Annotated in this window: 6 protein-coding genes and 1 pseudogene; 2 read left to right on the plus strand and 5 right to left on the minus strand. The window is 72.8% G+C overall.

Annotation, left to right across the window (positions count from 1 at the left end; genetic code table 11):
• Positions 1 to 33: 33 nt before the first annotated feature.
• The 4 genes and pseudogenes from EAD98_RS14390 to mfd all read right to left on the minus strand — a co-directional run.
• Positions 34 to 1653, minus strand: a complete 1620-nt coding sequence (locus tag EAD98_RS14390) for a DUF885 domain-containing protein (protein WP_121654552.1) — start codon at positions 1651 to 1653, stop codon at positions 34 to 36.
• Positions 1654 to 1752: 99 nt separating this feature from the next.
• The gene (locus EAD98_RS14395) at positions 1753 to 2739 is read right to left on the minus strand and encodes a nucleoside triphosphate pyrophosphohydrolase (protein WP_121654553.1); all 987 of its coding nucleotides are present in this window, start codon (positions 2737 to 2739) and stop codon (positions 1753 to 1755) included.
• 2 nt (positions 2740 to 2741) lie between these two features.
• Positions 2742 to 3518, minus strand: coding sequence for a hypothetical protein (locus EAD98_RS14400; RefSeq protein WP_121654564.1), 777 nt, complete (start codon positions 3516 to 3518; stop codon positions 2742 to 2744).
• Between the two features lie 115 nt (positions 3519 to 3633).
• Positions 3634 to 7110: pseudogene (gene mfd / locus EAD98_RS14405) on the minus strand (transcription-repair coupling factor); the annotation flags it as partial.
• 18 nt (positions 7111 to 7128) lie between these two features.
• On the opposite strand from mfd, the gene EAD98_RS14410 reads away from it, so the two are divergent.
• On the plus strand, positions 7129 to 7983 hold the full coding sequence (locus EAD98_RS14410; protein WP_368666158.1) for a cyclase family protein: 855 nt from the start codon (positions 7129 to 7131) through the stop codon (positions 7981 to 7983).
• Positions 7984 to 8044: 61 nt separating this feature from the next.
• Here EAD98_RS14410 and EAD98_RS14415 read toward each other — a convergent pair whose 3' ends face one another.
• A complete protein-coding gene (locus tag EAD98_RS14415) occupies positions 8045 to 9085 on the minus strand; it encodes a S66 peptidase family protein (protein ID WP_121654555.1) in 1041 nt (346 codons plus the stop codon).
• 135 nt (positions 9086 to 9220) lie between these two features.
• On the opposite strand from EAD98_RS14415, the gene ppc reads away from it, so the two are divergent.
• Positions 9221 to 12007 (plus strand): phosphoenolpyruvate carboxylase, encoded by a 2787-nt coding sequence (gene ppc, locus EAD98_RS14420; protein ID WP_121654556.1) that lies wholly within the window; start codon positions 9221 to 9223, stop codon positions 12005 to 12007.
• The last annotated feature ends 3 nt before the right edge of the window (positions 12008 to 12010 follow it).

Genomic DNA, 12010 nt, shown 5'->3' on the forward strand with positions numbered 1-12010 from the left:
CGCGACCGGTCGGCGGGCCTCGACCGGGGTGGGTCAGACGCCGAGCAGGGTGCGCAGGTGGCGCGGGGGCGGGCAGTCGTGGGCGAGCATCGCGTCGTGCCAGTCACGCACCGACACCCCGTGCGGGCGGGCGGCGGCGATCTCGGCCACCTCGCTGTACCCGACGAAGTAGGTGGAGAGCTGCGTGGACGTGAGCAGCGACCGGCGCCACTTGCCGGCAGCCTCGCCCTCCTCCTGGAAGCCGCGCCCGGTCATCAGGGCCATCGCCTCGGCCTCGGGCAGGTCCTCGGCGTGCACCAACTGGTCGAGCAGCGCGTTGATGGTCATCCGCAGCTGCATCTTGAGCTGCTGCAACCGCACCGGCAGGCCACCGAAGCCGAGCCCGGCCATCAGCTCCTCGGCGTACACGGCCCAGCCCTCGATGAACGGGCCCGACTCGGCCAGCGCCCGGACCCGGGTGCCACCGACGTAGCGGCGGGCGTGGGCGAGCTGGAGGAAGTGCCCGGGCATCGCCTCGTGCACGGTCAGGTTGCGGATCATGTGGTCGTTGTACTCGCGGTAGAACGACTCGACGCGGTGCGCCGGCCAGTCGGTGGGGGTGGGCGCGATGCAGTAGAACGTCGGCAGGGCCGCGGTCTCCAGCGGGCCGGGCGAGTCGCAGTACGCCACCGCGACGCCCCGGGCGAACTCCGGCATCTCCTGGATCACGCACCGGTCGTCGACCAGGGTGACCAGGTCGTGCGCGCGGACGAAGTCGGTCGCCTCGTCCAGGGTCACGCCGGCCAGCTCGACGATGGTCCGGTCGTCCGGGTGCTCGGCGGCGAGCACGTCCAGCGCCCGGCGTACCGTCGCGTCGTCCGCCCCGCCGCCGACCAGCTCGACGGACGCCTCGCGGATCTCCGCGGTGACCCGGTCCAGGTTGGCCCAGGCGCGGCGCTGGATCTCGGCGGCGCCCAGCTCGGTGTCGAGGGTGTGCCAGAGCCGGGCCTCCCAGCGGCGGCGGCCCAGGCGGGGGTCACGACCGGGGCCGCTGTCGGCGGCCAGGCCGGTGCGCAGCCAGGCGACGAACTCCTCCAGCGCGGCGATCGCCGCGGTCGCCGCCGGCTCCACCCGGTCGAGGCTGCCGGGCGCCTGGGCGAGCAGCGGCGGCAGCTCGTCGCGGATCAACGCGGCCGTGCCGGTGAACTGCCCGACCGCCGTCTCGGCGTGGATCCGCGGCATGTCCCGCAGCGTCGCGCGGGCGGTGGCGAGGGCGTCCGGTACGGCGGCGAGCCGGCCGGCGAGGTGGGTCAGCCGCACCTCGGCCGGGGCGTACGGGCGGGCCAGCAACGGGTGCAGCAGCGGCCCGGGGTTGTGACGCAGAGGGTCCCACTCGTGCGACCGGATCTCGGTCAGCTCGAACAGCTCCCGGTCGACGAACGAGGTGAGCAGCGCATGGTCGACCTGCTCCTCGACGTCCAGCGAGTCGGGGTCCAGTTCGGACAGTGCGTTCGCCGCGTCGGAGAGCATCGCCCGGTCGGTGGCCAGCGCCCCGGGGGACAGATCCGGCAGCCGGTCGTCGTACCGGTGATCCCCCGCCGCGGTCGCCACCCCCGGCCGCGTCTCCAACAACGCCTCGACGACCCGCTCCGCCAGAACCCCGAACGCTTCCACCCCCCGACCCTACCGACCACCCCTCGGCCAGCCGTGTTGATCAAGAGGTTTGCGTCAGGATCAGGCCTGGAAGTGACGCGAACCTCTTGATCAACGTCGTCAGTCGGCGGGCGGGGTGGGGCGCTCGGCGGCGCGGACCGCCTCGGCGTAGGCGAGGGTGGTGCGGCGCAGGGCGGCCTCCGGGTCCAGGTCGGCCTGGCGGGCCGCCGCGACCGTGGACAGCAGGCTGGCGCCGAGCCTCGCCTCCGGGTCCACCTGTGAGTCGGCCAGCGGCGGCGGGACGGCGAGCCCGACCCGTGCGGCGCGGTCCAGGATCGTCGCGGCCAGGGCGAGGGCGGGCTGGCTCAACGCCACGCCGTCCAGCACCGAATCGCGCGCCTTCTCGGCCCGCTTGATCCGCTCCCAGTTGGCGGTGATCTCCTCCAGCGTGCCCGCCTCCGCACCGGCGAAGACATGCGGATTGCGCCGGATCATCTTGTCGACCAGGCCACCCGCCACGTCGTCGACGTTCCACCGCTCGCCCTCGGGCAACTCCTCGGCGAGCCGGGCGTGCAGCACCACCTGGAGCAGCACGTCACCCAGCTCCTCGCGCAGCGCATCGGTGTCGCCGGCGCTGATCGCGTCGTACGCCTCGTAGCTCTCCTCCAGCAGATAACCGGCGAGGCTGCGGTGCGTCTGCGCCCGCTTCCACGGGTCACCCCCCGGCGACGCCAACCGGTCCAGCACGGCCACCGCGTCGAGCAGCCGGGCGCCCGGCGGATCCCACGAGCCGTACATCAGCTCCAACTCGGCCAGCCCAGGCTCCCGGGCCAGCCGCAGACCCAGCTGCCGGGCCAGGGACTCGTCGCCCGCCGGGCCGGCCAGCCAGACCGCAGCGCCATGCGCCGCGACCGCGTCCAGCAGCGGCTGCGTCGCCGGGCCGTCCACGATCGTGACCTCGGCGCCCGCCTGCCGCACGGCCGTGGCCAACTCGCTCTCCGCGCCGGCCAGCACCGGATGCTGGCGTACGACATCCCAGGCGGCCGAGGTCAGCAGACCGGCCGGCAGTCGGGGCGAGGTGACCAGCAGGATGATCCGTGCCGTCATGCTCAGCTGGCCGTGCCCTCAGCCTCCGGAGTGGCGGTCGACCCGACCGGCTCCGGGGTGGAGATGTCGGTGACCGCGTCGGAGCCCAGCTCACCCAGCGGCACGCTCACGGCGGGCACGTCACCGGGGAAGCTCAGCACCGGGAACTCGAGTGGGCGGTAGCGGGGGCTGACCGTCACGTCGTAGCCTTCGGCCGCCTCGACCAACGACCGTCGGGTGGCCAGCGCGCCGCGCAGCTGCTCGCCGTCGAGTTGGCGGGCGGCGTCCTCGTCGGTCATGTTGGCCGGGATCTGGCCCGCCTCGCGGCCGACCCCGATGAGGGTGGCCATCTCCTGCGCGGTCGGCGCGACCGGCTCGGACGGCACACCGGACAGGCAGGTGTAGAGGTCGGCCATCTCCCGCACGTACCCGGTCCCGGGCTCCAGCCCGAGAACCTCAGCGACCTGCTCGCGCGGCACCTGGCCGCGCGGCTGGTAGTTCTTCTCGGCGGAGATCCGCTCGCACACCTCACTCAGCACCAGCACGCTGGCCACCTGAACGGCGCCGGGCAGCTGCGGCTCCGGCGGCGCGGGCTGGCCCGCGGTGGTGGGCGACGCGGTCGGCGACGCGGTCGGCTTCGGGTTCTTGTCGCGCAGATCCTTCAGCACGGCGGCGACCCGGTCATCGGTGATGCGGTGGTCACCGACGTAGGCGGCGATACCGGGCTCGGCACGGCAACCGGACAGGGCGACGAGACCGACCGCCACGCTGGCGACGGCGACAAGACGGCGAGCACGCATGACGGTCACTCTCTCACGGCAGGACGCGTCGCTGTGACGCCCCCCACCGCACAGGCCCGGGGCGACCAGGATGGCGCCGGCGCGCCCGACACCACCCTGATCGAAACCCCCGGGCTCAGGCGGTCGCTCCCGCCGGCACAGCCGGAGCGGGGGCGCCCAGCACGTCGGAGAGCAGTTGGGCGCACCACTCCAGCAGGGCCTGGTCGCGCAGCGGCTCGCCACCGACCCGGCGCGTGCTGGGCCGGGGCACGCTGACCTGGTCGGTCGCCTGCTTGTAGACCGCGTCCGGGTGGTAACGCTTGAGCCGCAGCTGCTTCGAGTCGGGCAGCGGCAACGGCCCGAACCGGACGTGCTTGCCCTGCATCGACACGTCGGCCAGGCCGTACCGCCGGGCCAGCAGGCGGAACCGGGCCACCGCGACCAGGTTCTGCACCGGGGCCGGCGGCTCGCCGTACCGGTCGGTCATCTCGGCGACCATCTCGCGCAGCCGCTCCTCGTCGCGCGCCTCGGCGAGCTTGCGGTACATCTCCAACCGCAGGCGCTCCACGCTCACGTAGTCGTGCGGCAGATGCGCGTCGACCGGCAGGTCGATCTTGACGTCGGCCTCCTCCTCGGGCCGCTCACCCTTGAACGCCGAGACCGCCTCGCCGACCATCCGCACGTACAGGTCGAAGCCGACGCCCTCGATGTGCCCGGACTGCTCGCCGCCGAGCAGGTTGCCGGCGCCCCGGATCTCCAGGTCCTTCATCGCCACGTACATGCCCGCGCCCAACTCGGTGTGCTGGGCGATGGTCGCCAACCGCTCGTGGGCGTGCTCGGTGAGCGGCTTCTCCGGCGGGTAGAGGAAGTACGCGTACGCCCGCTCCCGACCCCGGCCGACCCGGCCGCGGATCTGGTGCAACTGGGCCAGGCCGAGCAGGTCCGCCCGCTCCACGATCAGGGTGTTGGCGTTCGGGATGTCGATGCCCGACTCCACGATCGTGGTGCAGACCAGCACGTCGAACTCCTTCTCCCAGAAGCCGACCATGACCTTCTCCAGGGCCTCCTCGCCCATCTGGCCGTGCGCCACCGCGACCCGCGCCTCGGGCACCAGCTCACGCAGCCGACGCGCCGCCCGGTCGATCGACTCGACCCGGTTGTGCAGGTAGAAGACCTGCCCGTCGCGGAGCAGCTCGCGGTGGATGGACGCGGCCACCTGCCGGTCGTCCTGCGCGCCGACGAAGGTGAGCACCGGGTGCCGCTCCTCCGGCGGGGTGGCGATGGTGGACATCTCCCGGATGCCGGTGATCGCCATCTCCAGGGTGCGCGGGATCGGGGTGGCCGACATGCTCAGCACGTCGACCGAGGCGCGCAGCGTCTTCAGGTGCTCCTTGTGCTCGACACCGAAGCGCTGCTCCTCATCGACGATCACCAGACCCAGCTGCTTGAACCGGGTGGCGGTCTGGAGCAGCCGGTGGGTGCCGATGACGATGTCGACGGTGCCGTCGGCGACCATCTCCAGCGTCCGCTCGGTCTCCTTCGGGGTCTGGAACCGGGACAGCTGCCGGATCACCACCGGGAACTGGCTCATCCGCTCGGCGAACGTGTTGTAGTGCTGCTGCACCAGCAGCGTCGTCGGCACCAGCACCGCCACCTGCTTGCCGTCCTGCACCGCCTTGAACGCCGCCCGGACCGCGATCTCGGTCTTGCCGTAGCCGACGTCGCCGCAGATCAACCGGTCCATCGGGACGGTCTGCTCCATGTCCCGCTTGACCTCGTCGATCGCGGCGAGCTGATCCGGCGTCTCCTGCCAGGGGAACGCGTCCTCCAACTCCCGCTGCCACGGGGTGTCCGGGCCGAACGAGTGGCCCTTGGACGCCTTGCGGGCGGCGTAGAGCTGGATCAGCTGCGCGGCGATCTCCCGGACCGCCTTGCGCGCCCGGGCCTTGGACTTCTGCCAGTCCGAGCCGCCCATCTTGTGCAGGGTCGGCTGCTCGCCACCCACGTAGCGGGAGAGCTGGTCGAGCTGATCGGTCGGCACGAAGAGCCGGTCGCCGGGCTGACCGCGCTTGCTGGCCGCGTACTCGATGACCAGGTATTCCCGGCTGGCGCCGTTGACGGTGCGCTGCACCAGCTCGACGTACCGGCCGATGCCGTGCTGCTCGTGCACCACGTGGTCGCCGGCCTTGAGCTCCAGCGGGTCGATGGTGTTGCGTCGCCGGCTCGGCATCTTGCGCATGTCCCGCGTGGACGTGCCCCGACCCCCGGTGACGTCGTTGCCGGTGAGCAGCACGAAACGGGACGCCTCGTCGACGAAGCCACTGCTCAGCGCGCCGCAGGTGACCACCAGCTCGCCGGGGACGGGCGCGGTCGGCACCTCCTCGGTCAACCGGGCGCCCAGGCCGGCGTCGCGCAGCACCTCCACCGCCCGCTGGGCGGGGCCGTGACCCTCGAAGACCAGCGCGATCGACCAGCCCTCGCCGGCCCAGCGCTTGAGGTCGTCGACGACACGCGCGGTCTCGCCGTGGTACAGCGGGGCCGGCTGGGCGGACAGCGTCACCGCGATGGCGTCGTCCGGAGTGACGGCGGCCTGCTCCGGCGCGTCCTCCCAGGGCTGCCGCGTCTCGGCGGTCTCCGCTTCGACCAGGCCGAACGGGGACAGCGTCCACCACGGCTGCCCGAGCTTGCCGGCGGTGGCGCGCACCTCGGCCAGGGTCCGGAAGGCCGCGGCGCCGACATCCACCGGCGCCTGGCCACCGACCGCGGCGGCGGCCCAACTGGCCTGGAGAAACTCCTCCGAGGTACGCACCAGGTCGTGCGCCCGGGTGCGGATCCGCTCCGGGTCGCACAGCAGCACGTGGGTGCCGGACGGCATGGCGTCCAGCAGCAACTCCAGCGAGTCGGGGCCGACCAGCACCGGTGCCAGCGACTCCATCCCCTCCACCGGGATGCCCTCGGCCAGCTTGTCCAGGATCTCGGCCAACTCCGGGTGCTGCTCGGCGAGTGCGGCGGCCCGCTCGCGGACCGACGGGGTGAGCAGCAACTCCCGGCACGGCGGCGCCCAGAGCAGCGGAACCTGCTCGATGGTCCGCTGGTCGGCGACGGCGAAGGTGCGGATCTCCTCCACCTCGTCGCCCCAGAACTCCACCCGGGACGGGTGCTCGTCGGTGGGCGGGAAGACGTCCAGGATGCCGCCGCGCACCGCGAACTCGCCGCGCTTGGTGACCAGGTCGACCCGGGCGTACGCCATGTCGATCAGCCGACGGGCGACCTCCTCGAGGTCCGCCTCCTCGCCCGCGGCGAGCTGCACCGGCTCCAGGTCACCGAGCCCCTTGAGCTGCGGTTGGAGCAGCGAGCGGACCGGGGCCACGACCACCCGCAGCGGCCCGGTGCTGCCGTGCGCGTCGGCCGACTCCGGGTGCGCCAACCGGCGCAGCACGGCCAGTCGCCGGCCCACCGTGTCCGAGCGTGGCGACAGCCGCTCGTGCGGCAGCGTCTCCCACGACGGGAAGACCACCACCTGCTCCGCCGGCAGCAGCCCGCCCAGCGCGGCAACCAGATCGTCGGCCTCGCGGGTGGTGGCGGTCACCGCCAGCACCGGTCGACCGGCCCCTTCGTTGTCGGCGGCGGGCTGCGCACCGAGGGGTTCCGGCTGGACATCCCGGGTCGGGAGATCACCGACGAGGACCTGGCCGCGTTGTTCGTCCGGCACCTCGGCTTGTTGATGGTCGCCGACGTACGGATCAGCGCGAAGACGATCATCGAGGAGCCGCACAAGGGCGGTCGGGGCGTCGCCGTCGGTGCAGCCGACACCGGCCGTCGGCTGGTCGAGCTGAGCCACGTGATCCACGACGGGATGACCACCCTGCCCGGCTGGCCGGGACCGCAGATCGCCGACTGGCTGACCTTCGCGGCGTCCCGGGCGAACTACGCGCCGGGCACCGAGTTCCGCGTGGCCCGGATCGACATGATCGCCAACACCGGCACGTACCTCGACACCCCCGCCCACCGTTGGGCCGACGGCGACGACCTGACGGCGCTGCCGCTGGACTGTTTCGCGGACCTGCCCGGCGTGGTGGTCCGGGTGCCGCCCGGCACCCGGGCGGTGGACCGGCTGATGCTGGCTCCGTACGAGGTGGCCGGGCGTGCCGTGCTGCTGCACACCGGCTGGGCCGCGCACTTCGGCACCGAGCGGTACGGCTCGCCGGAGGCGCCGTACCTGACCGGTGACGCTGCCCGGGCGCTGGTCGACGCCGGGGCGGCCCTGGTCGGCATCGACTCGATCAACATCGACGACATGGGCCCGGCGGCCGGCGGTGAGCGCCCCGCGCACAGCGCGCTGCTCGCCGCGGGCATCCCGATCGTGGAGCACCTGACCGGCTTGGACGCCCTGCCGCCGAGCGGCTTCCGGTTCACCGCGGCCCCACCGATGGTGGCCGGCATGGGCACGTTCCCGGTCCGCGCCTTCGCCGTCGTCGACAGCTGAGCACGCTGACACCGCTGAGGACGCTGACACCGCGCACGGGCCGGCGGGCAGCCGGACGGAATCAGTAGCGGACCGCGATGCGGTGGGCCTCGGCGTCGACCAGGACCTCTCCGCCGTACGGGATGATCAGTTGCGGGTCGGTGTGCCCGAGGTCGACGTCGAAGACCACCACCGGGTCGTCGGCGTACGGTGCCACGGCCCGGAGGATCGCCGCCCGCTGCGCCTCGCACCAGGCCCGCCGCTCGTCCAGGCTGTGCCGTCGGTCGAAGTCCCACGCCTTGGGTCGGCCGACCACGATCGCCGGGAAGGCGGCGAGCAGCCCGCGCTCGCCCACGTTGCGCACGGTACGGAAGACCTCCTGCGCGCTGGGCATTTCTTCGGACGTTTCGAGGATCAGCACCGAGCCGGCCAGCTCGGCGGTCGAGGGGACCCGGTCGGCGGCCAGCAGCCATCCGATGATCTCCAGGCAGCCGCCCCAGGTCCGCCCCTGCACCACCCGCGCCGGCCCGTGCCAGTGCCAGCCCTCTCCGGGGTACATCACCGGCTCGTCGGCGAGCGTCGCCGGATCCTGCCAGTCGCGCGGCTCGTCGCCCCACTCGGTCGCCGGGGTCAGCTCGTACCATCCCGAGGTGAACAGCGCGGCGCGCAGCGAGTCGAAGGTCAACGGGTGCGGCGCGCCGGACCGGCCGAGATGCACCAGCACCGACCCGCCGTGGTACGCCACCATCCCCAGCCGGTAGAGGTGGTTGAGCACGTTGGTGTTGTCGGAGTAGCCGAAGTAGGGCTTGAGGTTGGCCCGCAGCACGTCATCGTCGAGGTGCGGGGTGACCGTGATCAGGTCGTCTCCTCCGACGGTGGCGAGCACGGCGGTGATGCTCGGGTCGGCGAAGGCGGCGGTGAGGTCGCGGGCGCGATCGCGCGGGTCGGCCCCCATCACCCGGGTGGTCGGATACTCCACCGGTTCCAGGCCGAACTCCTCGCGCAGCCGACGCAGCCCCAGCTCGTACACGTGCGGGAAGAGACCCGGCAGACCGGCGGAGGGTGAGACGACGGCGACCCGGTCGCCCGGCTTCGGCTTGGCGGGATAGTTCGGGGACACCATGATCAAAGGGTATCTCCGAGGTGTTCCGCGTCACGGCGCACCATTCGGAGAGCCCCTCCTGCCATCCGGCCCGGCGCGGATACCATCCAGGGAGTCGGACAGCGCTGTCCTTCGTACTCACGTAAGGAGCGCATCGTGACCGACCAGCACGACCACGACGGCCCGGACGCCGCGCTGCGCGCCGACATCCGCCGGCTCGGCACCCTCCTCGGGCAGACCCTGGCCCGCCAGGAGGGCCGGCCACTGCTCGACCTCGTCGAGGAGATCCGCGCCCAGGTCCGCACCGACGCCCCGGCGGCCGCCCAGCGGCTCGGCGGGTTGGACGTGACCACCGGCACCAAGTTGGCCCGCGCCTTCTCCACCTACTTCCACCTGGCCAACATCACCGAGCAGGTGCACCGTGCGCGGGACCTGCGCCGCCGCCGCGCCGTGCAGGGCGGCTGGCTGGACCAGGCGGCCAAGATGATCGCCGAGCGCGGGGTGCCGGCCGAGGAGATCGCCGCCGCGGCCCGTCGGCTGGCGGTCCGGCCGGTCTTCACCGCGCACCCGACCGAGGCGGCCCGCCGGTCGATCCTGTCGAAGCTGCGGGCCATCGCGGACGAGCTGGACACCGAGACCGCCAACGCGATCCTGTACGGCGCCAGCGACGAGGGCCCGGCGAACCGCCGGCTGGCCGAGCTGCTGGACCTGATGTGGCAGACCGACGAGCTGCGGCTGGACCGGCCGGACCCGACCGACGAGGCCCGCAACGCGATCTACTACCTGCGTGACCTGTACGCCGAGGCCGCCCCGCAGGTGCTCGACGACCTGGCCGACACGCTGCGCACGCTCGGCGTGGAGACCTCGCCGACGGCCCGCCCGTTGAGCTTCGGCACCTGGATCGGCGGCGACCGGGACGGCAACCCCTTCGTCACGCCGGCGGTCACCCGCGAGGTGCTGACCATCCAGCACGAGCACGGCATCGCGGCCACCGAGAAGGCGATGGACCACCTCATCAACGAGGTCTCGGTGTCCCGCCGGCTGCGCGGGGTGTCACTGGACCTCTCCGCCAGCCTCGCCACCGACCTGGACGCGCTGCCCGAGGTGGCGCCCCGGTTCCGCCGGGTCAACGCGGAGGAGCCGTACCGGCTCAAGGCGCGCTGCGTGAAGGCGAAGCTGGCCAACACCCGGCAGCGGTTGCGCCAGGGCACCGCGCACGTGCCGGGCCGGGACTACCGGGGCTCCGCCGAGCTGATCGCCGACCTGGAGCTGCTGCGCGCCTCGCTGGCCCGCAACTCCGGGCAGCTCACCGCCGTCGGCCGGCTGGCCTCCACCATCCGGACGGTTTCCGCGTTCGGCCTGCACCTGGCCACCATGGACGTCCGGGAGCACGCCGAGGCGCACCACGCGGTGCTCGCCCAGCTGTACGGGGCGGTCGGCGAGGTCTCCGACTACCCGGCGCTGAGCCGGCTGGAGCGCACCAAGCTGCTCGCCGACGAGCTGACCGGTCGCCGGCCACTGTCCACCCTGGACACTCCGCTCACCGAGGCGACCCGCAAGACGTTCGACGTGTTCGGCACCATCCGGGAGGCGCAGGACCGGTTCGGCACCGAGGTGATCGAGTCGTACATCATCTCGATGACCATGGGCGTGGACGACGTGCTGGCCGCGGTGGTGCTGGCCCGCGAGGCCGGGCTGGTCGACGTGCACAGCGGCCGGGCGCGGGTCGGTTTCGTGCCGCTGCTGGAGACCCCCGCCGAGCTGAACGCCGGCGGCGAACTCCTCGACGAGCTGCTGTCGCTGCCCGCGTACCGGGCGCTGGTGTCGGCCCGGGGTGACGTGCAGGAGGTCATGCTCGGCTACTCGGACTCCAACAAGGAGGCCGGGATCACCACCAGCCAGTGGTCGATCCACCGGGCACAGCGCGCGCTGCGTGACGTGGCCGCCCGGCACGGGGTGCACCTGCGGCTGTTCCACGGCCGGGGCGGCACGGTGGGGCGCGGCGGCGGGCCGACGCACGAGGCGATCCTGGCCCAGCCGTACGGCACGCTGGACGGCGCGATCAAGGTGACCGAGCAGGGCGAGGTGATCTCCGACAAGTACAGCCTGCCCTCGCTGGCCCGGGAGAACCTGGAGCTCACGCTCGCCGCGGTGCTCCAGGCGACGCTGCTGCACACCGGCCCCCGGCAGCCGGCGGAGATGCTCGAACGCTGGGACGCCGCCATGGACGTGGTCTCCGAGTCGGCGTACCGGTCGTACCGGTCGCTCGTCGAGGACCCGGACCTGCCGGCGTACTTCTGGGCGTCCACCCCCACCGAGCTGCTGGGCGCGCTGAACATCGGCTCACGGCCGGCGAAGCGCCCGAACACCGGCGCCGGGCTGTCCGGGCTGCGGGCCATTCCGTGGGTGTTCGGCTGGACGCAGACGCGGCAGATCGTGCCGGGCTGGTTCGGCGTCGGCGCGGGGCTGGCCGCCGCCCGCGAGGCCGGGCTGGCGGACGTGCTGGCCGAGATGCACCGCAACTGGCACTTCTTCCGCACGTTCCTGTCGAACGTCGAGATGATGTTGACCAAGACCGACCTGAGCATCGCCCGCCGGTACGTCGAGACGCTGGTGCCGAAGAAACTGCATCCGATCTTCGAGCAGATCGAGCAGGAGTACGAGCTGACCAAGCGGGAGGTGCTGGCGGTGACCGCCTCACCCGCCCTGTTGGACAACTCGCCGGTGCTCCAGCGCACCCTGGCGGTGCGGGACACCTACCTGGAGCCGCTGCACCACCTTCAGGTGGCGCTGCTGCGGCAGTACCGGGAGTCCGGTGCCGCCGGACGGGCGGTGGCGACCGCGCCGGGCGGCCGCCGCGCCCCGAGTGACGGCACGGCCCTGGAGCGTGCGCTGCTCACCACGGTGAACGGAATCGCCGCCGGGATGCGCAACACGGGCTAAACC

This window comes from Micromonospora sp. CV4 (assembly GCF_003667455.1).
In the GTDB taxonomy this organism is placed as follows: Bacteria; Actinomycetota; Actinomycetes; order Mycobacteriales; family Micromonosporaceae; genus Micromonospora.

What these genes read in the sequence shown, in the direction of transcription:
- EAD98_RS14395 (WP_121654553.1), bottom strand. Translation starts at nt 2,739, where the DNA reads ATGACGGCACGGATCATCCTGCTGGTCACCTCGCCCCGACTGCCGGCC.
- EAD98_RS14400 (WP_121654564.1), bottom strand. Translation starts at nt 3,518, where the DNA reads ATGCGTGCTCGCCGTCTTGTCGCCGTCGCCAGCGTGGCGGTCGGTCTC.
- EAD98_RS14415 (WP_121654555.1), bottom strand. Translation starts at nt 9,085, where the DNA reads ATGGTGTCCCCGAACTATCCCGCCAAGCCGAAGCCGGGCGACCGGGTC.